General features: G+C 62.0%; 21 protein-coding genes and 2 pseudogenes. 17 read left to right on the top strand and 6 right to left on the bottom strand.

Annotated elements, in window-relative coordinates; genetic code table 11:
• Positions 1 to 31: 31 nt before the first annotated feature.
• Positions 32 to 1,390 (bottom strand): glutamine synthetase family protein, encoded by a 1,359-nt coding sequence (locus OIU19_RS02020; RefSeq protein ID WP_186554547.1) that lies wholly within the window; start codon positions 1,388 to 1,390, stop codon positions 32 to 34.
• Between the two features lie 151 nt (positions 1,391 to 1,541).
• On the opposite strand from OIU19_RS02020, the gene OIU19_RS02015 reads away from it, so the two are divergent.
• Both OIU19_RS02015 and OIU19_RS02010 read left to right on the top strand, forming a co-directional pair.
• Entirely contained in the window at positions 1,542 to 2,441 is a 900-nt protein-coding gene (locus OIU19_RS02015; protein WP_264233027.1) for a helix-turn-helix domain-containing protein, read from the top strand.
• A 524-nt stretch (positions 2,442 to 2,965) separates the two neighbouring features.
• Entirely contained in the window at positions 2,966 to 4,879 is a 1,914-nt protein-coding gene (locus OIU19_RS02010) for an AAA family ATPase (RefSeq protein ID WP_264233025.1), read from the top strand.
• 44 nt (positions 4,880 to 4,923) lie between these two features.
• Here OIU19_RS02010 and OIU19_RS02005 read toward each other — a convergent pair whose 3' ends face one another.
• Positions 4,924 to 6,309 (bottom strand): aldehyde dehydrogenase family protein, encoded by a 1,386-nt coding sequence (locus tag OIU19_RS02005; protein ID WP_264233023.1) that lies wholly within the window; start codon positions 6,307 to 6,309, stop codon positions 4,924 to 4,926.
• Between the two features lie 107 nt (positions 6,310 to 6,416).
• Between OIU19_RS02005 and OIU19_RS02000 the strand changes: the two genes are divergently transcribed.
• The 4 genes from OIU19_RS02000 (at position 6,417) to OIU19_RS01985 (ending at position 9,295) form a co-directional block, all read left to right on the top strand.
• A complete protein-coding gene (locus tag OIU19_RS02000; protein WP_264233022.1) occupies positions 6,417 to 7,283 on the top strand; it encodes a LysR family transcriptional regulator in 867 nt (288 codons plus the stop codon).
• A gap of 83 nt (positions 7,284 to 7,366) precedes the next feature.
• The gene (locus tag OIU19_RS01995; protein WP_264233020.1) at positions 7,367 to 7,810 is read left to right on the top strand and encodes a carboxypeptidase regulatory-like domain-containing protein; all 444 of its coding nucleotides are present in this window, start codon (positions 7,367 to 7,369) and stop codon (positions 7,808 to 7,810) included.
• A 54-nt stretch (positions 7,811 to 7,864) separates the two neighbouring features.
• The gene (locus OIU19_RS01990) at positions 7,865 to 8,611 is read left to right on the top strand and encodes a phytanoyl-CoA dioxygenase family protein (RefSeq protein ID WP_264233080.1); all 747 of its coding nucleotides are present in this window, start codon (positions 7,865 to 7,867) and stop codon (positions 8,609 to 8,611) included.
• 162 nt (positions 8,612 to 8,773) lie between these two features.
• Positions 8,774 to 9,295, top strand: a complete 522-nt coding sequence (locus OIU19_RS01985) for an acyloxyacyl hydrolase (protein WP_264233018.1) — start codon at positions 8,774 to 8,776, stop codon at positions 9,293 to 9,295.
• Positions 9,296 to 9,345: 50 nt separating this feature from the next.
• Here the strand turns inward: OIU19_RS01985 and OIU19_RS01980 are convergent, their stop codons facing one another.
• A complete protein-coding gene (locus tag OIU19_RS01980) occupies positions 9,346 to 10,236 on the bottom strand; it encodes a universal stress protein (protein WP_264233016.1) in 891 nt (296 codons plus the stop codon).
• Between the two features lie 82 nt (positions 10,237 to 10,318).
• Entirely contained in the window at positions 10,319 to 10,903 is a 585-nt protein-coding gene (locus tag OIU19_RS01975) for an NTP transferase domain-containing protein (RefSeq protein ID WP_264233015.1), read from the bottom strand.
• Positions 10,904 to 11,050: 147 nt separating this feature from the next.
• On the opposite strand from OIU19_RS01975, the gene OIU19_RS01970 reads away from it, so the two are divergent.
• The 3 genes from OIU19_RS01970 (at position 11,051) to OIU19_RS01960 (ending at position 12,950) form a co-directional block, all read left to right on the top strand.
• Positions 11,051 to 11,260, top strand: a complete 210-nt coding sequence (locus OIU19_RS01970; RefSeq protein WP_264233013.1) for a hypothetical protein — start codon at positions 11,051 to 11,053, stop codon at positions 11,258 to 11,260.
• A gap of 67 nt (positions 11,261 to 11,327) precedes the next feature.
• The gene (gene hisN / locus OIU19_RS01965; RefSeq protein ID WP_264233012.1) at positions 11,328 to 12,119 is read left to right on the top strand and encodes a histidinol-phosphatase; all 792 of its coding nucleotides are present in this window, start codon (positions 11,328 to 11,330) and stop codon (positions 12,117 to 12,119) included.
• 99 nt (positions 12,120 to 12,218) lie between these two features.
• A complete protein-coding gene (locus tag OIU19_RS01960; protein ID WP_264233010.1) occupies positions 12,219 to 12,950 on the top strand; it encodes a hypothetical protein in 732 nt (243 codons plus the stop codon).
• A 25-nt stretch (positions 12,951 to 12,975) separates the two neighbouring features.
• Here OIU19_RS01960 and OIU19_RS01955 read toward each other — a convergent pair whose 3' ends face one another.
• Positions 12,976 to 13,860, bottom strand: a complete 885-nt coding sequence (locus OIU19_RS01955; RefSeq protein WP_264233008.1) for an alpha/beta hydrolase — start codon at positions 13,858 to 13,860, stop codon at positions 12,976 to 12,978.
• 107 nt (positions 13,861 to 13,967) lie between these two features.
• On the opposite strand from OIU19_RS01955, the pseudogene proX reads away from it, so the two are divergent.
• From proX to OIU19_RS01915, 8 genes and pseudogenes are all read left to right on the top strand, one after another.
• Positions 13,968 to 14,752 (top strand): annotated as a pseudogene (gene proX, locus OIU19_RS01950) (glycine betaine/L-proline ABC transporter substrate-binding protein ProX); the annotation flags it as partial.
• Between the two features lie 58 nt (positions 14,753 to 14,810).
• Positions 14,811 to 15,866 (top strand): annotated as a pseudogene (locus tag OIU19_RS01945) (GlxA family transcriptional regulator).
• A 465-nt stretch (positions 15,867 to 16,331) separates the two neighbouring features.
• Positions 16,332 to 17,285, top strand: coding sequence for an AraC family transcriptional regulator (locus OIU19_RS01940; protein ID WP_264233006.1), 954 nt, complete (start codon positions 16,332 to 16,334; stop codon positions 17,283 to 17,285).
• 1,417 nt (positions 17,286 to 18,702) lie between these two features.
• Positions 18,703 to 21,753, top strand: a complete 3,051-nt coding sequence (gene fdnG / locus OIU19_RS01935; RefSeq protein ID WP_264233004.1) for a formate dehydrogenase-N subunit alpha — start codon at positions 18,703 to 18,705, stop codon at positions 21,751 to 21,753.
• Between the two features lie 13 nt (positions 21,754 to 21,766).
• Positions 21,767 to 22,648, top strand: a complete 882-nt coding sequence (gene fdxH / locus OIU19_RS01930) for a formate dehydrogenase subunit beta (protein ID WP_186554525.1) — start codon at positions 21,767 to 21,769, stop codon at positions 22,646 to 22,648.
• Complete coding sequence (locus OIU19_RS01925; RefSeq protein WP_264233002.1) at positions 22,648 to 23,280, top strand: formate dehydrogenase subunit gamma; 633 nt, start codon at positions 22,648 to 22,650, stop codon at positions 23,278 to 23,280. The genes fdxH and OIU19_RS01925 overlap by 1 nt, the downstream gene beginning before the upstream one ends.
• Complete coding sequence (gene fdhE, locus OIU19_RS01920) at positions 23,277 to 24,185, top strand: formate dehydrogenase accessory protein FdhE (protein WP_264232999.1); 909 nt, start codon at positions 23,277 to 23,279, stop codon at positions 24,183 to 24,185. Before OIU19_RS01925 ends, fdhE begins: the two co-directional genes overlap by 4 nt.
• A 150-nt stretch (positions 24,186 to 24,335) precedes the next feature.
• Positions 24,336 to 25,211, top strand: coding sequence for an AEC family transporter (locus OIU19_RS01915; RefSeq protein WP_264232997.1), 876 nt, complete (start codon positions 24,336 to 24,338; stop codon positions 25,209 to 25,211).
• A 63-nt stretch (positions 25,212 to 25,274) separates the two neighbouring features.
• Here the strand turns inward: OIU19_RS01915 and OIU19_RS01910 are convergent, their stop codons facing one another.
• Entirely contained in the window at positions 25,275 to 25,907 is a 633-nt protein-coding gene (locus tag OIU19_RS01910) for a hypothetical protein (RefSeq protein WP_264232995.1), read from the bottom strand.
• Positions 25,908 to 25,927: the final 20 nt, after the last annotated feature.

The raw sequence follows: 25,927 nt of genomic DNA, 5'->3' as shown, positions 1-25,927 counted from the left end.
TTTTTCTTGGGTCTGTTGCGAGTGTTGCAGATCAGACACTGAGCATCAGGAACTCACGCTCCCAGGAGCTGATCACGCGCTTGAAGTTTTCGTGCTCGGCGCGCTTGACCGCCACATAGCCCTGGACGAACTGGCGGCCCAGGTAGGTCTGCAGAATTTCGCAGTCTTCCATGTGCTGCAGGGCGTCTTCGATGGTGATCGGCAGACGCAGGTTGCGCCGCTCGTAGGCACGGCCTTGGACCGCTGCGCTCGGCTCGATCTTCTCGACCATGCCCAGGTAGCCGCACAGCAGGCTCGCCGCGATGGCCAGGTACGGGTTGGCATCGGCGCCCGGCAGGCGGTTCTCGACCCGCATCGCTTCAGGGCTCGAGGTCGGCACGCGCAAGCCGGCAGTGCGGTTTTCTTCGCCCCACTCGACGTTCACCGGCGCCGAGGTATCGGGCAGGAAGCGGCGGAACGAGTTGACGTTGGGGGCGAACATCGGCAGCACTTTGGGGATGTACTTCTGCAGGCCGCCAATATGATGCAGGAACAGCTCGCTCATGCTGCCATCGTCGTTGGCGAAGATCGGCTTGCCGGTGGCGATGTCGACCACGCTCTGGTGCAGGTGCATGGCGCTGCCCGGCTCGTCGGTAATCGGCTTGGCCATGAAGGTTGCAGCGACGTTGTGCTTGAGCGCTGCCTCACGCATGGTGCGCTTGAACACGGTGATCTGGTCGGCCAGGTCGAGCGCGTCGCCGTGACGGAAGTTGATTTCCATCTGCGCCGGGCCGTCTTCATGGATCAGCGTGTCCAGGTCCAGCCCTTGGATTTCGCACCAGTCGTAGACGTCTTCGAACAGCGGGTCGAATTCGTTGGCGGCATCGATGGAGAATGACTGCCGACCGCTTTCGGCGCGCCCCGAACGGCCCAGTGGCACTTGCAGGGGCAAGTCCGGGTCTTCGCAGCGCTTGGTCAGGTAGAACTCCATCTCCGGCGCGACGATAGGCTGCCAGCCTTTGTCGGCGTAGAGCTTGAGGACCTTTTTCAGCACGTTGCGCGGCGACAGTTCGATCGGGTTGCCTTGTTTGTCGAAGGTGTCGTGGATCACGATCGCGGTCGGCTCGATCGCCCACGGGATCTGGTACACCGCGCTAGGGTCGGGGCGGCAGACCATGTCGATGTCGGCAGGGTCGAGCAGGTCGTAGTAGATGTCGTCGTCGACATAGTCGCCGGTGACGGTCTGCAGCAGCACGCTCTCTGGCAGGCGCATGCCGCGCTCATGGAGGAACTTGGCGGTCGGCGCGATCTTGCCGCGGGCGATGCCGGTCAGGTCGCTGATCACGCATTCGACTTCAGTGATGCGGTGTTCTTTCAGCCACGTGGACAGCTGATCGAAAGGGGCGTTCATACAGACCTCTTGGTTGGGTTTTGGTGGCACATCGTTTCAAGGAATCTTCCCAGCTGATGCGCTGAGGGCTATCTTGGTCGCAGCCCACAGGGTTGATCTATCCACTTCCTTCGGCAATGAATGCACCAAAAGAGTGCATATAGGACATCGCGTGACAACGCCCCATGCCTTGCAGGTCCAGGCTTTCAACACCAGCGACGTGACAGAACAGGTGCGCGCCACCCCGGGCTGGCAGCAGCAATACCGGCAAATGTCCCCCGGGCATTTCAACGGCCAACTGCGCTGTTTGGGGCTCGATGGCGTGGAAGTCTACGAAGAGCGCCTCAACACCCGGGTCGAGCAGTTCTTCCGCGCGCCCAGCGGGTCGTTGACGTTTTGCTTTGATCGCAGCGATAACAGCCTCTACGTGCTCAATGAAGAGAGCCGCAATATCTGGATCACTCCGGAGAACTACCAGGAAGTGGCGGTGGTGTTCGATCAAGGCTTCTTGCAACGGCATGGGCTGGATGTCAATCGCCTGGAAGGGTTGTTCATGGTGCCGTTGGACAGCGTGCAGAACGCGCTGTTCGGCGGCTGGCTCAGCGCCACTCTGACGCGCCTGGGCCAAGCCGATTCGCCGGTGGAGGGCAGGGCGCTGGCCGAGCAATTGCTGGAGGACTGCCTGTTCATCCTCGACAACGCCAGCCAACGGCTGCAGGGCGATGCCCTGGAGCGGCGTGGCGAGGCGCGGGCGGTGATGCGGCGGGTCAGTGACTGGGCGGCGGATTGCCCGGACGAGACGCTTAACCTGGTGGAGCTGGCCAACGTTGCCGGGGTCTCGGTGCGCCAGTTGCAGCAGACGTTCAAAGCCTTCACCAACCTGCCACCAGCTCATTGGTTGCGTTTGCGCAGGCTAAACGGAGCACGGCGAGACCTGCTGCGTGGGGGCGAGTTGACGGTGGCTGAAGTGGCGATGCGTTGGTCGTTCTGGCATCTGGGGCGGTTTTCCGACAGTTATCGGCAGTTGTTTGGCGAGTTGCCGAGTGAGACGCTGCGCCGGGCAAGAGGTTGAGGCCTGGGCCGGCTGTGCTGGCCTCTTCGCGGGCAAGCCCGCTCCCACAGGGATTGCGTTGTTCTCCAGAGCAGCGGGATCCCTGTGCTGACCCCACAGGTACGGCGTTGCTCTCCATAGCAGCGGGGTCCCTGTGCTGACCCCACAGGTACGGCGTTGTTCTCCAGAGCAGCGGGATCCCTGTGCTGACCCCACAGGTACGGCGTTGCTCTCCAGAGCAGCGGGGTCCGTGTGCTGACCCCACAGGTACGGCGTTGCTCTTCAGAGCAGCGGGGTCCGTGTGCTGACCCCACAGGTACGGCGTTGCTCTTCAGAGCAGCGGGGTGCCTGTGCTGACCCTACAGGTACGGCGTTGCTCTTCAGAGCAGCGGGATCCCTGTGCTGACCCCACAGGTACGGCGTTGCTCTTCAGAGCAGCGCGGTCCCTGTGGGAGCGGGCTTGCCCGCGAAAAGGCCAGCGCAGACAATCCTGCATGCCCCGGTAAATATTGGTATGGTGCCCGGCAGTTTTCCCCGAGGTTCCGATGTTCTATCTGCCACTGACCAGCGACCAAGCCGAGCGCCTCGCCAGCGAGGCCTGCGCCGGCGAATTTCTTCCCCAGGCCAGCCTGCCGGAAACGGCCAGCGTGCTGTTCATCCAGAACCTGCCACGCCAGCAAGGAAAACCCTCGGTAGAGGCCCAAGAGCGGCGCTTTGCCGAAATGTTGCGCATCGCCGATGAAGTGCATGCTGCTGCCCCCGACCAGTTCCAGGCGCAAGTAGCCAAGCGTTTCGACGCTGAGGCGTTCGCCATGGGGCTGGGCATGCTCGGAGAAAACGGCATTGGCCTACTGAGCCCTGAGACGCCAGTCGATCCTGCCGACTGGCGCGACAGTGAGGGCGGCTGGAACTTCCTGTTCGCCGATAGCTACCGCCAGTTGGTAACGCCGCTGCACCCTGTCAGCCTGCCGTCGCTGTCCAGCGACCTGCATCTGAGCGACCAGCAGAATCGCCTGCTGCGCGAATTTCTCTCCGGTGTCGACGAATCGGTAGCCGTGCAAGGGTTCGCCGGCACCGGCAAGACGTTCCTGATCCATCAATTCGCGCGCTTGCTCGACCCCCAGCGCACCTTGTTGCTGGCCATGACCGAGGGCCAGTTGCGCGCCTTGCAGGCGCGGGTCAAGGACGCCTCGGCGTTCACCGCACTGACGTTCGGCCAGTTGGCCGACGAAATCCTCAATCGCGACCTGACTAGCAATGGCTGGCGCCTGCGCGACGCCTACCGCAGCAAACTGTCCTGGCGCCCACAGGAGTCGCAGGTGGTGCAGTGGCTGGGTATCCCCGATATCGGCCCGCTGGCTGCTCGTGAGGTGGTTGCCTTGTGCATCAAGGCCGTGCGCAGCTTCTGCCGCAGCGCTGATGAGGTTATCGGCTTGCAGCATCTGCCATGGATGGGACCGGGATTCTCGCCGCTGGATCAGGAGGTGTTGCTGGAGAAGGCGCGCCTGTACTGGCAACAACTGATCCGCCCCTCGGCGCGGGAGATCCAGCTACCGGTGCGCGACTACCATCGGGTCAAGCTGCTATCGCTGACGCGCGAAGTCATCGATGTTCAATTCAGCCATGTCATCGTCGACGAAGCCCATGAGTTATCTGCGCCGATGCTTGCCGTACTCGACCGCAGCCCCCAGGCGATCATCACCCTGGGAGATGACCTGCAGAACCTCAATGGCCTGAGCCCGCACCACGGCAGTTTCATTCGCCAGCGCTGCATCGATCACTCGTTGCGAGCGGGGCCGGCGATGGAGAGCGTGCTCAATCCACTGATCCTGGCGCACCCATCGGCTATCCAGGCGGCCTTCACCGGCAGCGCCGAACACTACACGCGGGTGAGTTTCTTCGATGCGGTGACGGTGCCCGAGCAGCCTACGGCGTTGCTGGTTGACGATGAATGGGGGCTGTTTGGTTGGTTCCAGCGCCTTACCCATCAGGGCGTGCCGTTCGTCCTGCTCCAAGGCGCACGCAAGGAGTTCGAGCTGTTCGTCGAAGACTGTATCGAACTCTACCGCCATGGCACCCGACCACGGCACAACATGCTGTTTCGCTATGCCAGCTGGCAAGCGCTGGAGCAGGACAAGGGTGACGACAAGGCTTTCGCTGCGGTGGCCAACATGCTGCGCAAAGGCTACAGCCCGGAACACTTTGCCAAGGCCAAGAGCCGCTACCGCTGGGACAAGGCGCCCAAGCTGTTCCTCGGTCGGGTAAGGGATGTGAAGAACATGGAATTCGCCCGGGTGATGGTGTCGCCCGAGCTGATGGTCGCGCCTGGCGCCGGCAACAACCGCAACGAGCGGGCGCGGATGTTGGCCGGCTTGTATACTGCCTGTTCGCGGGCCAGGCATGAACTGATCGTGCCTGGAGGAATGCTCGATTGGGTCAAGGATCAGGTGCGCGATTGAACATGTTGGGGCCGCAAACCGGCCCCAAATGCCTACCCAAACAATCAGTTGCGATCCAACCAAACGGTCTGCACATTGCAGAACTCACGCACGCCAAAGTGCGACAGCTCGCGGCCAAACCCGCTTTTCTTGACGCCACCGAAGGCCACCCGCGGATCGGACGCGCAATAGCCGTTGATGAACACGCCACCGGTATCCAGCGCCGCCGTCATCCGTTCTGCCAAGGCAACATCGGCGGTATAAATGGTCGCGGCCAAGCCAAACTCGCTGTCATTGGCCAGTTCCACCGCATGGTCGGCATCGCGCGCAGCGATGATCGCCGCCACGGGGCCAAACAACTCTTGCTTGAACGCGGTCATTTCGCAGGTCACGCCAGCGAGCACGGTCGGCTGGTAGACGTTGGCGACGCCCTCGGCCTTCTGGCCGCCGAGCAGCAGGGTCGCGCCTTCAGCCAAGGTCGCTTGTACCTGGCCATGCAGCTCGTCGCGCAGGTCATAACGGGCCATCGGGCCGATGTAGGTGTCGTCCTGCAGCGGGTTGCCGACCTTGAGCTGGCGGGTCGCCTCGACGAATTGGCGGGTGAACTCATCAATGATGCTGTCTTCGACGATCAGACGCTTGGCCGCGGCGCAGACCTGGCCGGTGTTCTGGTAACGGCCGATCACCGCGGCTTTGACGGCAGCATCGAGGTCGGCGTCGGCCAGCACGATGAACGGGTCTGAACCGCCCAGCTCCAGCACGCATTTTTTCAACGCAGCACCGGCCTGGGCGCCGATGGCCATGCCGGCGCGCACGCTACCGGTCAGGGTCACGGCAGCAATGCGCGGGTCATTGATGGCGCGAGTGACGCCATCAGGGGTGACGTTGATGACCTCGAAGCTGCCATCTGGCAGGCCGGCCTGCTTGATGATCTGCAGCAGCAGGTAGGCGCTGCCCATCACATTGGGAGCGTGCTTGAGCACGTAGGTGTTACCGGCCAGTAGCGCAGGCACGGCGCCGCGCAGGACTTGCCAGATGGGGAAGTTCCACGGCATCACCGCCAGGATCGGGCCCAGGGGACGGTACTCGATACGCGCCTTTTCGATCTGAGTCGGCTCCGGCGCGAGCATGGCTGGGCCGTGTTCGGCATACCACTGGCACAGGCCAACGCACTTGCTCACCTCGCCACGGGCCTGGCTGATCGGCTTGCCGATTTCGCGGCTGATCATCACCGCCAGGGCTTCGTGGTTGGCCTGCAGGGCATCTGCCAGAGCGATCAGGTATTCGCTGCGCTGACCCAGCGACACCTTGCGCCACAGGTTGAAGCCAACCTTGGCACGTTGCAGCGCCGCGTCCAGTGCGGCGTCGGTGTCGAATGGGTAGTGGCCGATCTGCTCGCCGCTGTACGGGTCGATGGAGATGGCGTGGGTCAGGCTAGTGATCTGGCTCATGGCGGAGCGCCTCGTTGTTGTTGGTGAGTGACGCCCAGACTAGTGGCGTGCATCATTATTGAAAACTGAATAATAATGAGCGAAACATTCACGTTTGGAGAAAGATAGTGGACTTGGTGCAACTGGAAATCTTCAAGGCTGTGGCCGAGCACGGCAGCATCAGTGCGGCCGCCCAGCAGATTCATCGGGTGCCGTCAAACCTGACCACCCGTATCAAGCAGCTTGAGGAGGACCTGGGCGTTGAGCTGTTCATCCGCGAAAAAAGCCGGCTGCGCCTGTCGCCGGCCGGTTGGAATTTTCTTGAATACACCCGGCGCATTCTTGACCTGGTGCATGAAGCCCGACTGACCGTGGCCGGTGAAGACCCACAAGGTACTTTCGCCCTGGGTTCGCTGGAAAGCACCGCCGCGGTTCGCATCCCGGCGCTGCTGGCGGCCTACAACCAGCGATTTCCCAAGGTCGACCTGGACCTCTCCACCGGACCTTCCGGCACCATGCTCGAGGGGGTGTTGTCTGGCCGACTGGTCGCGGCGTTCGTTGACGGCCCGGTGTTGCACCCGACCTTGGAAGGCATGGCGGTGTTCGAGGAGGAGATGGTGGTCATTGCGCCGCTCAACCATGCACCGATCAGCCGGGCGCGCGAGGTCAACGGCGAGAGCATCTACGCCTTTCGCGCCAACTGCTCCTATCGCCATCACTTCGAGAACTGGTTCGTCCAGGATCAGGCGGTGCCCGGCAAGATCCACGAGATGGAGTCCTACCACGGCATGCTGGCCTGCGTCAGTGCCGGTGCGGGCCTGGCGCTGATGCCGCGTAGCATGCTCGACAGCATGCCAGGGGTCAGCACGGTGAGCGTGTGGCCGTTGTCGCAGGACTTTCGCTATCTCAAGACCTGGCTGGTGTGGCGCCGCGGGACGGTGTCGCGCAGCTTGAGCATGTTCATCAAGTTGCTGGAAGAGCGCCGCGCTGCCTGACCGATGGTCGCGCCAGGGCGCAACGCCAGGCGCGGCGCAGCGTCGAACCTAGGGTAAGCATCCCGCTGATGGAGGAGTGCACCATGCGCAACCATCATTACAGCCTGTGTGCAGCATTGCTGGTGGGCCTGGCTCTACCCTGGACACTGGCGACTGGCGCAGACCTCAATGCGCCAATCGACGCGCAGGCTGTGCAACTGCAGCCGCAGGAGCAGAACGGCATCCGCTATCTGCAAGGTGGCATCGGCCAGGACGAGGCCAACGCCTTGCGCCAAACCCAGGGCTACAACCTGCACATCACCCTGTCGACCGGCCCCGAAGGCAAGTTCCAGACGGGAGCGGCGGTCGATATTCAAAGTGGCCAGGGCCAGCCGCTGCTGAACCTACAGGACGTCGGCCCGATGATCTACGTGCAACTGCCACCGGGGCATTACCGGGTGATCGGCCAGGCTGAAGGGCAGACCGTGCAGCAGCAAGTGAGTATTGACGGCAAGGCGCCAGTGAAGGTCAATCTGAACTGGCGTTGAATGCCCATTATCACCAGGAGTACAGATGTGCTCCTGGTGCCGGAGGGTAACCCGATGGGTGTGCAGGAGCAGTTGCACGCGCTGCGCGACGACGGTTTTGTGCTTATCCCTGACGTGCTCGATGCACTGCAGATTGCCTTGATACGCTGCGCTATCGACGATCTGCAGCCACTGCACTGGGACTATCAAGGCCTGCTCGAACAGTACAAGTGCGTATTCAACCGCAGCCCGCTGTGGCTGAGATTTCTCGACCTACCGGCGCTTATCGGCCTGGCCGAAGCGGCCTTGGGCGACGATTGCCACATCATCGGCCAGACCGCCTGGCGCAGTCATCCTGGTTATCCAGGCCTGCCATGGCATCTGGATCACCTGCCCATGCAATTGCCGCCGTGGCTTTACGCCCAGCACGATTTCAGCCTGCCCATGCACATCATCACGGCGCAGCTGTATTTGTGCGATATCGACCTGGCCATCGGCCCAACCTGGGTAGTGCCAGGCAGTCATCGCGCGGGGCGAGCGCCAGAGCCGGGCGAGGACAGCTGGCAAGGGCAGGGCGCCCAGGCGCTGCTGTGTCGGGCCGGTACTGCCTTGGTGTTTCGCAGTGACCTCTGGCACCGCGGGGCGGCCAACAGCAGTGCCGGACACGTGCGCGACATGCTCCAGGTGCACTATGGCCGGCGCATGGTGGCGCAGAAGTTTTCCCCATACCTGAGCTGGCAGTTCAACCCTGAAGTACTGGCCGCAGCCACTGCCCGGCAACGGCGTTTACTCGGGGAGCACGCCGAGTCGGAATACGATTAGCCTATTAGCCAATAGTGGCAATCCACTTTCAACTTTCTGACTATCTAGTCGATAATCCGAAAAGTATTGCACCTTGTTACTTGGCTGGATGCCCAGGTAGACAAGCGAAAAATGAGGGGCTCAAGCCCCCGATTTCCGTGAAGACCATCAGGAGAGTCATTGATGAAAACCCGTCTCGCCACCACGCTGGCGGCCGCCGTCCTGGCGTTCGCTGGCGCCAATCTGGCCCATGCCGCACAAGTGTCCGGCGCTGTTGGCGCCACCGGCCAAGGTGACATGACCTACCGTATCGGCCTGTCCTGGGATTGGGACAAGCAGTGGCTGCAAAGCAGCACTGGCCACCTGACTGGCTACTGGGACGGCGCCTACACCTACTGGGAAGGTGGTGAGGCCAGCGGCGCCCATTCGCTTTCGTTCAGCCCGGTGTTCGTCTACGAGTTCAGCGGCTTCACCTACACCCCCTACATCGAGGCGGGTATTGGCCTGGCAGCGTTCTCCAAGACTGACGTTGGCGACCAACGCCTGGGCTCTGCGGTCAACTTCGAAGACCGCATCGGTTTTGGCCTGAAGCTGCCGGGCGAGCAGAAGGTTGGCATCCGCGCGATGCACTACTCCAACGCCGGCATCAAGCAGCCTAACGACGGCATCGAGTCGTACTCGCTGTTCTACAGCAAAGGTTTCTGATGCATGGCAGGCAGGGCGGCAATCGCCCTGCCTGCCTTTTCGCCAGTGCTTTAATGCACTGCCTTGATCGCCAGCACGTTGCACAGTGGATGTTCCAGCACATGCGCGGTGGTACCGCCCAGGAAGGTCTGCATGGCGTCGTGCCGATGGCTGCCCATGACGATCACATCGACCCGGCTGTGACTGATGTAATGGGCAATCGCCCTGATCGCCGGCCCCTCAAGGAAATGCCGGCGCTCCAAGGCGACTTCATGATGATCACCCAATCGATTGAACGCGGTCCGTTGCGCGACCCGCACACTGGCGTCGAAGCCAGGCATGGTCACTGTGCCAGCGCCAAAGTCGGCGATATGGGTTTTCGACGCATCGCACACATGCAGCAAATGCAGCTCGGCATTGCATTGCAGGGCCAGCGCACGAGCGCTTTGGATGACCTGCTCGTCCAGGTGTTCACCGGCGCCGTGGCTATTGAGATCGACTGCTGCAGCGATTTGCCGGGGTAGCGGCAGGCGGATTTCGCTGACCAGATGCACGGCGACCGGGCTGTCCTTGAGCAGTTGCCAGTCCAAGGGGGTTACCAGTAGCCGCTTGAGCACCGGCTCGTGCTGTACATCCTTGATCAGCAGATCGCAGCCCAGGCGTTCGACTTGCTCCAGCACACTGCCCAGGGGATCGCGGGTCAGCAGCAGCTCGGTGGAAACATCCAGGCCGGTATTACGCAGCTGCTCGGCAACGTCCGCCAGCCACAGGCGATTGTGGGTCAACAGGCGTTCGCGCTCGCTGCCATCGCTCATCAGGCCAAAGGTGTCGACATCGTCGACGAAAACGTTGACATCCAGCAAGGCACCGCTGGATTCGGCCAGCGCCGCCGCCCGCTGCAAGGCGGGTGAGTAACGCATCTGCGGGCCGAGCATGACGAACATGCGCTTGAACTGGCTCATCGCACACCTCCTCGTGTGGCAGCCCCCCGTTCATGCCGTTGTTGGTTTGCGGGCCAAGTGGCGCGCCAATCCCACTTTCAGTCTAGACGCTCTGCGCCGGCGGCACGTCGCTGGGGCGATCGATGTCGATCAATACTCCCGGGTCATCGACCGTCAGCGTGTGCACTGCGTGGCTGTTGGCCTGGACCACGCTTCGCGCGCCGCTGTCGCCGGCAAGCTGACTGAGCTCGGCCCAGAAGTCGCGGCCGAATATGACTGGATGACCGGTCTTGCCTTGGTAGGCGGGGCGGCAGATTCGATCAGGAGCAGAGCTGCCGAGCAGGGTATCCAGGGTACTGGCATGGATGAACGGCATGTCGGCGAGAAACATTGCCAGCGCCTGGCCTTCGGAAACGGCGCTGATACGCTGGACACTGGTGGCGATGCTATGACCTAGACCGAGCCGGCTGCTGGCGCACTGGACGATACGGACCTTGCTCGGTAGGTCGAGCGGCACCGAATCGTCCTCGCGCAAGGCCAGCCAGACTTCCTCGAACACCGCGCAAGGCAGTAACAGGCTCGATTGCAGCAGGGTCAGGCCATTGCTCAAGCGCTGTTGCCGCTTGTCGCCGCCAAAGCGTTGGCTGCGGCCGGCGGCGAGTACTAGGGCGACTGGCTTGCAAAGCATGGGGTTGTCCTTATCGAGGGCAAGGTTCGCCTGCGCTGGATCGGTGCGGCGCCAGGTGCATGTTAGCAGCCCGCCCGGGGACACGGCTGCCTCAGCACCGCGTGGCAAGGCTTAGGCTAACGCAGCGCTTGGCCAGCTGACTTGGCCATGCACCTGTGGCGGATGGCCCGCGAGGGCTATGGCATCTGCTGGCTGCCGGAATCGGCCGCGCAGGATGAACTAGCCACCGGCCGCCTGGTGCACGCGGGCGGCGCACAGTGGTGCGCAGATCTGGAGATTTGGTCGTTCAAGGCAACCGGTAACAGCAACCCGACCATGATCGAGTTGTGGCGCTCGCTGGAGAAGGATGTGCCGTGATCGGACCTGACCGAGCCGCATAGCGTCGGGTATGATGCGCCCCTCATCACTCCAAGAGGCCTGCCCCATGTCCCTGAGCGCTGCACAGATTGGCGAATTCCGCGCCTTTGCCGAACAGCTGGCCGATGCCGCCGCTGCGGCGATCCAGCCGTATTTCCGAGCCAGCCTGGACGTCGAGGACAAAGGCGGACGCCTGTACGACCCCGTGACCGTGGCCGACAAAGCGGCGGAAGACGCCATGCGTGCGTTGATCCAGGCGCGCTATCCCGAGCACGGCATTCTTGGCGAAGAGCAAGGCGTGGCAGTCGGCAGCAGCCCATTGACCTGGGTACTGGACCCGATCGACGGCACCCGCGCGTTCATTACCGGCCTGCCGCTATGGGGCACGCTGATAGCCTTGAACGACGGTGAGCGGCCGCGCGTGGGGGTGATGAACCAGCCGTTTACCGGCGAGCGCTTCGTCGGTACCCCTGAAGGCGCTTGGCTGGGCCACGCTGCACTGAAGACCCGCGCCTGTAGCGACCTGGCCTCGGCGACCTTGATGTGCACCACGCCCGACATGTTCGATACCCCGGCACGTAAGGCGGCCTTCGAGGCGGTGGCTGGCCAGGCGCGCTTGATGCGCTATGGCGGTGATTGCTACGCCTACTGCATGCTCGCCTCTGGTTTTGTCGATGTGATCGTCGAGGCCAGCCTGCAGCCGTATGACGTGCAGGCACTGATACCGATCATCGAAGGGGCGGGCGGGGTGATTACTGCGTGGGACGGTAGCTCGGCGCAGAACGGCGGTTGTGTGGTGGCCTGTGGTGATCCGGCGTTGCATGCCCAGGTGCTGGAGTTGTTGCGCCACGCGATGTGATGCGTGGCCTTCACTGCACTTTTTCAACATTCCGCGCTCTATGTCTGGTCAGGCTGAGCCGATCCCCGGCCCCGTCGTTGATCTCAGACCCCGGTGCCAATGGTTGTCCCAGTCTCCCGACATTGCTCGCGCCTGCTGCTGGCAGGCGCCCTGATCGCCCTGTGCGCCTGCACCCAGCAACAGGGGCGCGACATCGTCAGCCAGTTCGGTGACGGCAAGCCCAGCGAGTTGTTCCAGACCAGCGTCGACCGCATGGCCACGCTGTCGATGCGCGACAATCTGCAGAGTTTGTACCTGCTGATGAACAAACTCTACCTGCGCAATCCCAGCCAGTGGAAACAGTCCGGCTACCTCGATGCCGCCACCGCCGAGCGGCAGATTCGAGTGGCGATCGAGCAGCGCCAGCCCTTGGCGCAGCTGGGCGAGCGGCGTGACCTGGCGGCCTTGAGCTATGCCTTGAGCCCCGAGTTCCGGGGCGATCGGGTAGGTGCCTTCATCTACGCCATTGGCAGCATGATCATCACTGCCCACGGCGGGCGCACCGAGTTCTACATGACCGATGCGATTGACCCATTGTTCGTCAACAACGCCGCGCGCAACATCGAAAAGGCCACCTGGATGCTCAGCCAACGCCAGGATGCCAATGGCGTGTTGCTGCTGTTTTCCAATGAGATTTCCGAGGAGGGCAGCAACTTGAGCTTTGCCGTGGAGTTCGGCAAGATCGTCGCGCGCCTGGATCTGCTGGCACAGATGCTCGACGAGCGCTATCGGCGGATCGGCCTGAATTATGCGCAGAGCTTGTTGCTGATGAATTTCTTGCCGGTTCAGTGAGACCTCAGAGCCCCTCGTATCGCTATCAAAGCAATCCGCGAATCGCCTGCTGATAACGCTGTCCAGCCAAACGCATGCTGTTGTTATGGCTCGCCCCCGGTACCAGCAACAAGCTCTTGGGCTCCTGCGCCGCTTCATACAACTGCTCACTGAAGCGCGGCGGGACAAATCGATCATCCTGCCCATGCACCAACAACACCGGCATGCCGACATCCTTGATCTTGTCGATCGAGTCGAACTTCTGCGACAACAACCAACGCACCGGCAGCGCGGTGTCAGCCACTGCGGCGGCGACGTCGCCCAGGGAGGTGAAGGTCGACTCCAGGATCAAACCACGAGCGGCAGCGGGGGCGCCGGCGCTCTGCGCCTGACGCGCCAGTTCTGCGGCCAGCTCAACGGCCACCGCGCCGCCCAGCGAGTGGCCGAAGATCAGCCGCTTGTCGCGGTCTGGCTGCAATTGGGCGAAGCGCTCCCAAGCGATGCGCGCATCCTCGTAGACGGTCGCCTCCGACGGTAGATCGCCCCGGCTCTGGCCGAAGCCGCGGTAATCCACGGCCAACACCGAATAGCCCATGGCATGCAGTTGTTCGATACGAAACAGCTGCCCGGTGAGGTTCCAGCGCACGCCGTGCAGGTAGAGGATGGCGGGGGCATCGGCGCGCCGCGCCGGCCACCACCAAGCGTGTAGGCTTTGATTGTCGGCGAAGCTGCGCGGGCGCAATTGGAGTTCCTGGACGCCTGCCGGCAGGCCGTGGAACCAGCTGGCGTTACCCGGTTCGATGCGAAACACCAGTTCGCGCTCTTTGTGTTGCAGCACGGCGCAGCCGGTCGGTAGGCCGACCAACAGCAGGGCCACGCACAGCCAGCTGAGCCAGCGGCGTTTGAGATGATTGAGCAGGAGCGTTGACATGAGGGGCGTTTTAGCAGAAGCCGTAGCGGGTTTGTCGAGGAAATTGCCCAGTGGCGTAGTCGGATGATTTCAGGTTGTGTCAGTCAGCGCCTCAGAGGCAACTAATCCTGGCCAACGGCGATGCCGATTTCACCGTGCACCTGTGGGACAAGCTGCACGACAAGTTCTACCAGCAGGCCGGTGGCGATCAGGTGATGGTCAAGGCCGGCGACATCATGCCCGGCGTGCTCCAGGGTTACCTGATCGACAAGAAAACCGCGCAAGCGCACAACATCAAGTACATCACCGACCTGAACAAGCCCGAAATCGCCAAGCTGTTCGACACCGACGGCGACGGCAAGGCCAACCTGACTGGCTGCAACCCAGGCTGGGGCTGCGAGCTGGTGATCTCCCACCACATCAAAGCCTATGACCTGGACAAAACCGTACATGTCGACCAGGGCTCCTACTTCGCCCTGATGGCCGACACCATCACCCGCTACAAGGAAGGTAAACCGATCCTCTATTTCACCTGGGTGCCGCAGTGGATCTCCACGGTGTTGGTGGAAGACAAGGACGTGGTCTGGCTGCAGGTGCCGAAAACGATCTGCCCGATGGCAACAACACGGTCGACACTCTGTACCAAGGCAAGAACCTCGGTTTTGCCGTGGACAAGGTTGAAGCGGTGCTGAACAAAGACTTCGCCGAGGAAAATCCGGCCGCTGCCACGTTCCTCTCGCTGATGCAGCTCACTACCGCTGACGAAAGTGCGCAGAACTTGAAGATGCAGCAGGGCGAGAAGAAACCCGCCGACATCGAGCGTCACGCCAAGGAATGGGTCGCAGCCCATCGCCAGCAGTTCGACCAATGGCTGTTGGCCGCCCGCGGCGCAGCCAGCCTGGCGAGCAAGTAACGGTCGTTTGTATCCGCCCCGGTAATGCCGGGGCACAGGCTGGCGGTGGAGTTGAGCCATGAGTTATTTCGAAAGCGTATTGAAGAACAGCAACCTGGCCCACCTCGATCCGGCTGGCCGCACGGCCTTGGCCCTGCCATGTCGGCGGGTGGCGTTTGTCTTGCGTGAGCACTTTTCCATGATGGCCTTTACAGCGGCCATGGACAGCTTGGTCACCGCTAACCTGATGAGCGCCACGCCGCTGTTCCAGATCCAGGTGGTGGGCGAGGGCGCCCAGGTCATGAGCGACCTGGGAATTGCCCTGCCAGTCAATACTGCCCTGGCCGATCTCGAAGGGCAGGGTCTGGATGTGCTGCTGGTGTGTGGCGGTTTTCGGGTTCGCTTGGAAAGCAGCCCCCTGCTGCGCGGCAAACTGCGCCAAGTCGATCAGCATGGGGCGCTGTTGGGTGGTTTGTAGAATGGAGCGTACTTTCTGGCCGAGGCAGGCCTGCTCAACGATCACGACTGCGCGTTTCATCCAGATGGCCGTGCGATGCTCAACGAGCTGTTCCCGCAGGTGCGGGTCAGCCGCCAGGCGCATGTGCTGGATCGGCGGCGTATGAGCTGCGCGGGGGCCAGCAGTGCGCTGGACATGATGCTTGGCTTGCTCGAACACAGTGGCGGTGAAAGCTTGCGCCGGGCGGTCGAGCAAATGCTGGCTTGCGATCGTTCGCGGGTGTTGAGTGATATGCCGGCTGCAGCGCCGGATATAGACCCAACGCTACCGCGTTGGGTGCGGTTGGCGCTGGAATTGATGCATGCCAACATCGAAGACCCTATCGGCATCGATGAGATTGCGCAGCATGCAGGGCTGTCACGGCGCCACCTGGAGCGGTTGTTCCGCCGCCATGTACAAGCCACGCCGCCACGCTATTATCTGGAGCTGCGCCTGACCCATGCGCGGCAGCTGTTGCAGCATACGAGCAAGTCGCTGACTGAAGTGGCGGTGGCCAGTGGCTTTGTCAGTTTTCCGCATTTTTACCGGCGTTTCCGTGAGTTGTTCGCCATTGCGCCGAGGCAGTTTCGCGCACGCAGCCAGGGCTGGGCGGGGCGGCCAGAGGGCGCTGTGCCCTGATAGATGGGTATGCTCGGCTGGCCTCTTCGCGGGCAAGCCCGCTCCCACAGGGATCTATGTTGCAGTGGGTTTTTTGCTGTGCCAGCACAGCCCCTTGGGGCAGCGGGCCGCGAAGAGGCCAGGACACCCCGCAAAGTCAGTTATGCACACAGCGACATCTATCTACAGGCCCGCACTTGTGGGAGCGGGCTTGCCCCGCGAAAAGGCCGGTACTGCTGCAGCGCAATAGCGTTCGATAATCGTACAATCACATGCCCTATGCTGTCCGCTATCCGCCCGCCCTTCGCCTAGGTCGCATTGCCTAACCCCCGCCATATTGCTTAGTGTGTGAGCAAGCCACCGGTTGTCACTTGCCCGCTGTCACCTGCAACCGGCCTATAGAATGACCGTGAACGACCGCGACCACGGGCCTTGTGCCCTGTAGGAAGCGGCGACCAGAACAATAACGAGCCGAGTGCCTTGCCTATGGAAAGCCGCCTGTTGAGCGAGCGCAGCAGCGTGTTCCATCATGCTGATCCTTATGCTGTTTCCGATTATGTCAATCGACATGTCGGCCAGCACTGCATCGGCCTGTCGCGCACCACCCATCCCCAGGCCAGTCTGAGCCACCGCAAATTCGCCGAGCTGGACCTGTGCCGGATCAGCTATGGCGGCAGTGTGCGGGTTACCTCACCGGCGCTGGAAACCATCTATCACCTGCAGGTGCTGCTCAACGGCAACTGCCTGTGGCGCGGGCCGCAGCGCGAGCATCACCTGGTGCCGGGCGAGCTGCTGCTGATCAACCCGGATGATCCCGTTGACCTGACGTACTCGCAAGATTGCGAGAAATTCATTCTCAAGGTGCCGACGCGGTTGCTCGATTCGATTTGCGATGAGCAGCGTTGGTCTCGGCCCAGTGGTGGGGTGCGGTTCTTGCGCAACCATTATCGGTTGGAAGAGCTCGATGGCTTCGTCAATTTGCTGGCAATGGTCTGTCATGAGGCTGAGGTCAGTGACCCGTTGCCGCGGGTGCAGGGGCACTACAGCCAGATCGTGGCGAGCAAGTTATTGACCTTGATGAGTACCAACATCCGCCGTGAGAGCCTTGGGGCGCCGGGGGCGAGCCTGGAGCGGATCTTGGATTACATCGAGCGCAACCTGAAGTTGGAGTTGCCGGCTGAGGCGTTGGCGGAGCAGGCTTGCATGAGTTTGCGGTCGTTTTATGTGTTGTTTGATCGGCATTTGGGGACTACCCCTAAGCAGTATGTGCGCCAGCGTAAGTTGGAGCGGGTGCATGAGTGTTTGAGTGATTCGAGTTGCTCGGTGCGCAGTGTGACGGAGTTGGCGATGGATTATGGGTTTATGCATTTGGGGCGGTTTTCGGAGAGTTATCGGCAGCGGTTTGGGGAGTTGCCGTCTGAGACGTTGCGGCGGCGGTAGTTTTGGTTTTTGGTTTTTGGTTTTTGAGCATATCCATTTTTGTTGTCGACGCTGATTCACCTTTCCGCCCTTACGGCGGCTTACTTTTCTCTTGGGAAAAGTAAGCAAAACCGCTCGCTCCTACATACGGCCCTGCGCTGCGCTTCGGGTCCCTTCGCGCCGGCGCCTTCCGAGCCCGCGCGGCCTACGATTTGCTGCGCAAATCTACATCTCGCGCCTTCGGCTGCGCCGAAGGGTGCTAACGCACCTGGCCCTCCAGGCACCTCTGCTCAGCCACCTGAAGTCGCGAATCTGCGGCGCCTGCAATTACGCGCACGAAGATCAAGAGCAGGCGAATCGCTGCGCTCTCGCCAAAGCCAAAGCCAAAGCCAAAGCCAAATTTTTGATTTTCTGTTTTGTGTTGTTTGTTCTGGCCTCTTCGCGGGCAAGCCCGCTCCCACAGGGACCGCGCAGATTTCAGTCCAGCGTTGAGCCAGCACTGACACCACGCAGATATTGCGAACCCCACGAAGCCTGTGGGAGCGGGCTTGCCCGCGAAGAGGCCGGAACATCCACCACAATTGGCACTATCGCCAGATAACGCCAGCCCAGGCGCCGCCACTAACTTCGCGACTTCAGGAGGCCGAGCGTAGGTGTCTGTAGGGCCAGGTGCGTCAGCACTCTTCGGCATAGCCGAAGGCGAGAGATGTAGATTTGCGCAGCAAATCGTAGGCCGCGCGGGCCCGGAAGGCACCGGAGCGAGGGGATCCCGCCACGGGCGGGACTGATGGTGGAGCGCAGAATTTTTTGGTTACTTTTTTTTCGCCTGAAAAAAAGTAACCCGCCGTAAGGGCGGAAGGGGCCAGTGGCACCGCCACATCCAATGGATAAGCTCGCAGGCCAAAAGTCCAAGAGCGTGCAAGACCATTACCCCAAAAGTCTAACTAAAGACGATGCTTTTAAATATCTACTGCGAAAGTGAGGATTATTCTGCCACCTACTTTGGTCGTATTGAGTTGCACGCTTAGTTACAGGGTTGAGCGATTTCTTGATCCAGATCAATACAGTCAGCAATTATTTTAGCTAATCAGCTCGTTGATCGATAAAACTTATCAAATGATCGAACGGGTCAATTGGCTCACTTGTTGTAGGGTCATTACAATGGCGGGCGCGTGCTGATTTGACGCATGGGGCGGGTAGAAATTTAGCCGGCTTCTTCGCGGCCAAGCCCGTCCTACTTGGGCTGTAGCGTCCATTAATGCCACAGGACCTTTGTCGGAGCAGGCGGCCCGCGAAAAGTACGCCGCCGACTTTCGCAACTAACGCCGCGTCGGCCTAATACGCCGTCCACGCACTTTTTCACACTTCATAACAGAGTGGCCCACGCCACCGCGCCTACTTGCCTGTGATTAACCCGGGCCTGCATGAGGAGAAATTCATGGCACTTGGCAGACGACAGTTCTTCAAACTTTGTACCGCCGGTGCGGCGGCAGCCACCACTGTTTCGCTCGGCTTCGGCCCGGCAGTGGCCAATGCCAGCCAATCTCGCCAGTACAAACTGCTGCGCGCCAAGGAAACCCGCAACAACTGCACCTATTGCTCGGTCGGTTGCGGCATCCTGATGTACAGCCTGGGCGATGGCGCAAAAAACGCCAAGGCGCGGATCTTCCACATCGAAGGCGACCCCGACCATCCCGTAAGCCGCGGCTCGCTGTGCCCAAAAGGCGCCGGCCTGGTCGACTACATCCACAGCGAACAACGCCTGCTGTACCCCGAGTACCGCGCCCCAGGCTCGGACAAATGGCAGCGGATCAGCTGGGACTACGCCATCGACCGTATCGCCCGGCTGATGAAGGAGGACCGCGACGCCAACTTCATCGAGAAGAACGCCAAGGGCGTCACCGTCAACCGTTGGCTGTCGACCGGCATGCTCTGCTCTTCGGCAGCCAGCAGCGAAACCGGCTCGCTCGACCAGCGCTTCACCCGTGCCCTGGGCATCCTCGGCACCGACAGCCAGGCGCGGGTGTGTCACGCGCCGACCGTTTCCGCCCTGGCGCCGACCTTCGGCCGTGGCGCGATGACCAACAACTGGGTCGATATCAAGAACGCCAACGTCGTACTGATCATGGGCGGCAACCCGGCCGAGGCGCACCCGGTGGGCTTCAAGTGGGTGATCGAGGCGAAGATTCGCAACGGCGCCAAGGTCATCGTCGTCGACCCACGCTTCAACCGCAGCGCGTCGGTGGCGGATATCTACTCGCCAGTGCGCGCCGGTTCCGACATCACCTTCCTGATGGGCATGGTCAACTACCTGCTGACCCACGATCGCATCCAGCACGAATACGTGCGCGCCTACACCAACGCCTCGTTGATCGTGCGCAGCGACTACAGCTTCGATGATGGCCTGTTCAGCGGCTACGACGCCAAGAGCAAACGCTATGACCGCAGCTCCTGGGCCTATGAATTGGACGAGCACGGCCATGCCCGCCGCGACTTGAGCCTGAGCCACCCACGCTGCGTGTTCAACCTGCTCAAGCAGCACGTCAGCCGCTACACCCCAGAAGTGGTCAGCCAGATCTGCGGCACGCCCATGGACGACTTCCTGGAAATCTGCGAGATCATGGCCAGTACCAGCGCGCCGGACAAGACCGCGACCTTCCTCTATGCCCTGGGCTGGACCCACCACACCACCGGCGCGCAGATGATCCGCGGTTCGGGGATGATCCAGCTGCTGCTGGGCAACATCGGCATGGCCGGCGGAGGCGTCAACGCCCTGCGCGGGCACTCCAACATCCAGGGCTACACCGACCTGGGCCTGCTCTCGCAGCGCCTGCCGGGCTACATGAACCTGCCGTCCGATGAGCAGACCACGCTTGCCACCTACCTCAAGCAGACCACCCCCAGTGCCCAACTGCCCGACCAGGTCAACTACTACCAGCACACGCCCAAGTTCTTCATCAGCTTGATGAAGAGCCTGTACGGCGACAAGGCTACCCGCGACAACGACTGGGGCTTTGACTGGCTGCCCAAGTGGGACGACAGCTATGACGTGTTGAACTTCTCCAACCGCATGTACGAAGGCAAGGTCAACGGCTACATCGCCCAGGGCTTCAACCCGATCGCTGCATTCCCGGACAAGAACAAGGCTGCCCAGGCGCTGGCCAAGCTCAAGTTCCTGGTGATCATCGATCCGCTGGCCACCGAGACTTCGAGCTTCTGGCAGAACCACGGCGAGTCCAACGATGTCGATCCTGGGCAGATCCAGACCGAAGTGTTCCGCCTGCCATCGAGTTGCTTTGCCGAGGAGAACGGCTCGATCGTCAACTCCGGGCGCTGGCTGCAATGGCACTGGGCAGGCGCCGCGCCGCCCGGCGAAGCCTGGCATGATGGCAAGATCCTCGGTCACCTGTTCATGAAGCTGCGCGAGTTGTATCGCAACGAAGGCGGGGCGTGCCCCGAGCAGGTGCTGAACATGGCCTGGGACTACAAGAACCCCTACGACCCTGATCCGGAAGAAGTAGCCAAGGAGTCCAACGGCTACGCCCTGGCCGACCTGCGCGACGACAAGGGCAACCTGATCCTGCGCAAGGGCCAGTTGCTGGACAACTTCGGCCAGCTGCGCGACGACGGCAGCACCATGTGCTTCAACTGGGTCTTTGCCGGTTCCTGGACCGAGGCCGGCAACCAGATGGCCCGGCGCGACAATGCCGACAGCGGTTTGGGCTGCACCCCAGGCTGGGCCTGGGCCTGGCCGCAGAACCGGCGGATTCTCTACAACCGTGCCTCGGCCGACCCGCAGGGCAAACCGTGGGATGCCAAGCGTAAGGTCATCGGTTGGGACGGCAGCCGCTGGAGCGGCATCGATGTGCCCGACTTCCCGGTCAACATCGCCCCGGGCACCCAGACCAATCCGTTCATCATGCTCCCCGAGGGCGTGGGCCGGCTGTTCTCGGTCGGCGCCATGAACGATGGGCCGTTCCCGGAACACTACGAGCCGACCGAAAGCCCGCTGGCGCAAAACCCGCTGCACCCCAATGTCAGCAAGAGCCCCACGGCGCGGCTGTACGACAGTGACCGGGCGCGCATGGGCGACAGTGAAGAATTCCCTTACGTGGCGACCACCTACTCGATCACCGAGCTGTTCCGTCACTGGACCAAGCACTCCAAGCTCAACGCGATCATCCAGCCCGAGCAGTTCATCGAGATCGGTGAAGTGCTGGCCAAGGAAAAGGGCATCGTCCAAGGCGACCTGGTGCGGGTCAGTACCAAGCGGGGCTATATCAAGGCCAAGGCGGTGGTGACCAAGCGGATCCGCCGCCTGCAAATCGACGGGCAGCCGGTCGACACCATCGGCATCCCGTGCCACTGGGGCTATGAAGGCGCGACCCGCAAGGGCTTCCTGGCCAATACCCTGACCCCTGGCATCGGTGATTCCAACACCAACACCCCGGAATACAAGGCGTTCCTGGTGAACGTGGAAAAGGCCTGACGGAGCGACTGACATGTCCCTGCAATCCCAAGACATCATCCGCCGTTCGGCGACCCACGCGTTCACCCCGGCGCCGCGTGCGCGCGATCACCAGGCCGAGGTGGCCAAGCTGATCGATGTGAGCATCTGCATCGGCTGCAAGGCCTGCCAGGTCGCGTGCAACGAATGGAACGACCTGCGCGACGAGGTCGGCCATAACGTCGGTGTGTACGACAACCCGGCCGACCTCACCGCCGACACCTGGACCTTGATGCGCTTCGACGAGCACGAGAACGAGGCGGGCAAACTCGAGTGGCTGATCCGCAAGGACGGCTGCATGCACTGCGCCGACCCTGGCTGCCTGAAGGCCTGTCCGCAACCGGGCGCGATCATCCAGTACGCCAATGGCATCGTCGACTTCCAGTCCGAGCACTGCATTGGCTGCGGTTACTGCGTCGCCGGTTGCCCGTTCGATGTGCCGCGCATCAGCAAGAAAGACAACAAGGCCTACAAATGCACGCTGTGCGTCGACCGGGTGACGGTCGGCCAGGAACCCGCCTGCGTCAAGACCTGCCCGACCGGTGCGATCAATTTCGGCAGCAAGGCCGACATGCTGGTGCAGGCCGAGGAGCGCGTGACCGAGCTGCACGGCCGCGGCTTTGCCGGCGCGGGTATCTATGACCCGCAAGCGGTGGGCGGCACCCATGTGTTCTATGTGTTGCAACACGCCGACAAGCCGCAGCTGTACCACAAACTCAACCCCGATCCGCGCATCAGCGGCGCCATCGAAGGCTGGAAGGGCTGGCTCAAACCAGTGGCTGCGGCAGCGTTCTTCGCCACCCTCGCCGGTACGGTGTTCCACTACATCGGCGTTGGCCCTAACGAAGTCGAAGAAGATGAGAAGGAGAGCGCATGATGAACAAGGACAAACTGATCCTGCGGACCCGCTTCATCGACCGCGCCAGCCACTGGTTCATGGTCATCTGCTTCTTCATGGTGGCGCTGTCGGGGCTGTCGTGGTTCTTCCCGTCGCTGAACTGGCTCAACGGTGTGTTCGGCACGCCACAGCTGGCGCGCATCCTCCACCCGTTCCTGGGGGTGGTGGTGTTCGTGGTGTTGATGTTCCTGTTCGTGCGCTTTGTGAAGTACAACCTGCCCGAGCGCCAGGACGCGATCTGGTTTCGTAACGTCAAGACGGTGCTGGCGGGCGATCACAGCAAGCCCTTGCAGATCGGCAAATACAACGCCGGGCAGAAGATCCTGTTCTGGGGAATCATGGGCCTGATCAGCCTGTTGATGCTCAGTGGCGTGGTGATCTGGCGGCCGTGGTTTGCCGACTATTTCAGCATCCCGTTGATTCGCATCGCGCTGTTCACCCATGCCGTGGCCGGAATCTCGCTGATCTTGCTGATCATTGGCCACGCCTACCTGGCGTTCTGGGTCAAGGGTTCGGTCCGCGGCATGGTCACCGGCTACGTGTCGCGTAGCTGGGCCAAATCGCACCACGACCGCTGGTACCAGCAGATTTCCAAGAGTGACAAGAAATGAGCAGCATCAAGTTGACCCCCGTGGAGCAGGCCAGCGGCGGCGTGGGCGAGATCAGCGCCTTGTTGCTGCCGCAGCTGCGCAACCACTACGGCCAGCGTGCGGCGCGTTTGCGCCAGTTGGCCGAGGGCCATGACCAGGCTGCGTACCTGGCATTCGCTGCCCGCATTGCCCAGGCCCAGCAGGCGCTGTTGGACAGCCTGCCGGTGCCCGACGAAGAGCTGCAGACACTGGCAGGGCGGGTAGGCGAGGGCGCGCCACTGGATGTGCGCAGCCTGCCGCGTTCGGCCTATTGGCAGGCGCTGCTCAAGCAGTTGCTGGAGTACCTCACGGCCGATGCCAGCGCGCCCGTGGCGGCCGCATTGCAGAGCATTGCCAGCATGACTGCCGAGCAGCGAGAAACCTGCGCAGAGCATTTGCTGCACGGTCGCTACGACCAGGTCGGCAGTGGTCAGGCGGTGTTCTTCTGGGCGGCGCTGATGCTCTACTTCAGCCAGCTTGCCGCAGCCTTGCCGGCCAGCGCCCAGGCGGCTGTCGGCGAGCAGCGCCAGTATTGCCCGGTGTGCAGCAGTGCGCCGCTGGCCAGCGTGATTCTCACCGGCAAGCGGGCCGGCCTGCGTTACTTGCAGTGTGGATTGTGCGAAAGCCGCTGGCATATGGTGCGAGCCAAGTGCAGCAACTGTGAAAGCACCGGCAAGCTCGACTACTGGTCGCTGGATCGCCAGGACAGCGCGGTGAAGGCCGAGAGCTGTGGCGACTGCGAAAGTTACCTGAAGGTGTTTTATTACGAGCATGATCAGGGGCTGGAGCCGGTCGCCGATGACCTTGCATCCTTGCTGCTGGATGCTGAGCTTGAGCGCGAAGGGTATGCCCGCAGCAGTATCAATCCGTTTTTGTTCCCGGGTTGAAGGGTTGACCGATTCATCGCTATCGCGGTGCAAGCACGCTCCTACAGAGTTTGAGGCGTTGGGTAGGCGGGCTTGCGCCGCGGTGGCGAGGGTACGGCATAATGCTGACTTTTCGGCCGATCAGTCTGATCGCCACGGAGGGCATGCTGCATGCTGGCTTCGCTGTTCGCTGTTCTGGCTCCGGTGTTCATCGTCGCAGGCATCGGCTATGCCTGGGCCCGCAGCGGTATCGACTACCCGACCGAATTCATCGCCCGCATCGTCATGACCGTCGGCACCCCCGCCTTGGTCTTGTCGACCCTCAGCCGCACCAAACTGGACCAGAGCGCCTTCACCAGCATGGCCCTGGCTTGTGTGCTGTGCATGGCAGGCATGGCCCTGGCGGGCGTCATCGTCAGCCGTCTGTGCGGGCGGGACTGGCGGGTGCTGCTACCGGCGTTCATGTACCCCAATACCGGCAACATGGGCTTGCCGGTCAGCTTGTATGCGTTTGGCGAGCATGGCCTGGCGCTGGCGGTGGCGTTCTTCCTGACCTTGTCGATCTTCCAGTTCACCCTGGGTATTGTGCTTTCCGGTAACGCCAGCTCGATCAAGGCGATGCTGCGCAATCCGATCGTGATCAGCCTGGTCGGGGCGATGCCGATCATTTTCTTCAACCTGGAGCTGCCGCGCTGGCTGGCCAATACCGCAGATCTGCTGGGGGGCATGACCATCCCGCTGATGCTGCTGACCTTGGGTGTGTCGCTGGCCAGCATTCGCCTGCATCACGTCGGCAGCGGCATGTTGCTCGGCGGCCTGCGCATCGTGCTGGGTGGGGCAGTGGGCTGGGGTGTGGGTGCGCTGCTGGGGCTTGAGCACATGGAGAAGGCGGTGCTGATGGTGCAGTCGTCGATGCCGGTGGCGGTGTTCAACTACCTGTTGGCGGTGCGCGCCAAACGCTCGCCGGAGCAGGTTGCGAACCTGGTGATGTGTTCGACGGTGTTGTCGTTTGTCTGGTTGCCGGTGGTGCTGGCCTGGTGGCTGTGAGGGAGGGCGTTGCCCTGGGCTTTTGACATCGAGCGCCGCACAGCGGCGCTCATGCCCTGGGCATCACTTGGCAATCAATCGCTCATGCACCCAGCCGTTGTTGGTCAGCACCATCGCGCGGGTTTCCTTCAAGGGTGCCTGGGCACTGGCAACCACTTTGTCCAACCCAGAGATGTTGGCCTTGACGCCATCATTGGCCGTCCACGGCGGCAGGTCGGTGATCGTGTAGGCGTAGGTCACCCGCGAGATTTTCTGCCCCATCATCTCGCCCGGTTCAGTGTACTGATCGATCCCGGTCACCTGCGCCTTGCCAAAACACAGCCCGCCGACGGTCTTGCCATTCATCAGCTTCTGGCCATCGGCCTTGTAGTACTTGCGACCTTCGTCAGTCAGGTCATAGGCGTAGTAGATGTCGGTACGCGCTGGCTGCCAGAGGCGCTCGGGGACTTCGGTGCGAGAGATCTCTTTCTCGCTGACCACACCCACCTGGGCCAGGGCATGCAGGGCCTTGTTGGTGCCGTTGACGTCGAAGTCCTTGGTCTTGGTCGGGAACGAGCTAACCACGAAACAATGCGGGTACTGGGTGTCGAGGTAGGCTTGGGCGGCTTGCTGGAAGTTGGCTTCGGTGGCGTCCTTGGTGTCCGAGCAACCGGCCAGGGTGGCCATTAGCGCCAGCGGTACGAGCGTCCTGTACATGGTCGTGCGTCCTTGAATAG

Source organism: Pseudomonas sp. BT-42-2, assembly GCF_025847435.2.
Taxonomy (GTDB): Bacteria; Pseudomonadota; Gammaproteobacteria; order Pseudomonadales; family Pseudomonadaceae; genus Aquipseudomonas; species Aquipseudomonas urmiensis.
Note: the sequence above shows the minus strand (reverse complement) of the source record. Positions and strands in the feature narration are given on the sequence as shown.

Bases quoted from the DNA above. Each gene is read 5' to 3' on its own strand.
- OIU19_RS02020 (WP_186554547.1), bottom strand. From the start codon at position 1,390: ATGAACGCCCCTTTCGATCAGCTGTCCACGTGGCTGAAAGAACACCGC.
- OIU19_RS02010 (WP_264233025.1), top strand. From the start codon at position 2,966: ATGTTCTATCTGCCACTGACCAGCGACCAAGCCGAGCGCCTCGCCAGC.
- OIU19_RS02005 (WP_264233023.1), bottom strand. From the start codon at position 6,309: ATGAGCCAGATCACTAGCCTGACCCACGCCATCTCCATCGACCCGTAC.
- OIU19_RS01995 (WP_264233020.1), top strand. From the start codon at position 7,367: ATGCGCAACCATCATTACAGCCTGTGTGCAGCATTGCTGGTGGGCCTG.
- OIU19_RS01990 (WP_264233080.1), top strand. From the start codon at position 7,865: ATGGGTGTGCAGGAGCAGTTGCACGCGCTGCGCGACGACGGTTTTGTG.
- OIU19_RS01985 (WP_264233018.1), top strand. From the start codon at position 8,774: ATGAAAACCCGTCTCGCCACCACGCTGGCGGCCGCCGTCCTGGCGTTC.
- OIU19_RS01980 (WP_264233016.1), bottom strand. From the start codon at position 10,236: ATGAGCCAGTTCAAGCGCATGTTCGTCATGCTCGGCCCGCAGATGCGT.
- OIU19_RS01975 (WP_264233015.1), bottom strand. From the start codon at position 10,903: ATGCTTTGCAAGCCAGTCGCCCTAGTACTCGCCGCCGGCCGCAGCCAA.
- OIU19_RS01970 (WP_264233013.1), top strand. From the start codon at position 11,051: ATGCACCTGTGGCGGATGGCCCGCGAGGGCTATGGCATCTGCTGGCTG.
- hisN (WP_264233012.1), top strand. From the start codon at position 11,328: ATGTCCCTGAGCGCTGCACAGATTGGCGAATTCCGCGCCTTTGCCGAA.
- OIU19_RS01960 (WP_264233010.1), top strand. From the start codon at position 12,219: ATGGTTGTCCCAGTCTCCCGACATTGCTCGCGCCTGCTGCTGGCAGGC.
- OIU19_RS01955 (WP_264233008.1), bottom strand. From the start codon at position 13,860: ATGTCAACGCTCCTGCTCAATCATCTCAAACGCCGCTGGCTCAGCTGG.
- OIU19_RS01940 (WP_264233006.1), top strand. From the start codon at position 16,332: ATGGAAAGCCGCCTGTTGAGCGAGCGCAGCAGCGTGTTCCATCATGCT.
- fdnG (WP_264233004.1), top strand. From the start codon at position 18,703: ATGGCACTTGGCAGACGACAGTTCTTCAAACTTTGTACCGCCGGTGCG.
- fdxH (WP_186554525.1), top strand. From the start codon at position 21,767: ATGTCCCTGCAATCCCAAGACATCATCCGCCGTTCGGCGACCCACGCG.
- OIU19_RS01925 (WP_264233002.1), top strand. From the start codon at position 22,648: ATGAACAAGGACAAACTGATCCTGCGGACCCGCTTCATCGACCGCGCC.
- fdhE (WP_264232999.1), top strand. From the start codon at position 23,277: ATGAGCAGCATCAAGTTGACCCCCGTGGAGCAGGCCAGCGGCGGCGTG.
- OIU19_RS01915 (WP_264232997.1), top strand. From the start codon at position 24,336: ATGCTGGCTTCGCTGTTCGCTGTTCTGGCTCCGGTGTTCATCGTCGCA.
- OIU19_RS01910 (WP_264232995.1), bottom strand. From the start codon at position 25,907: ATGTACAGGACGCTCGTACCGCTGGCGCTAATGGCCACCCTGGCCGGT.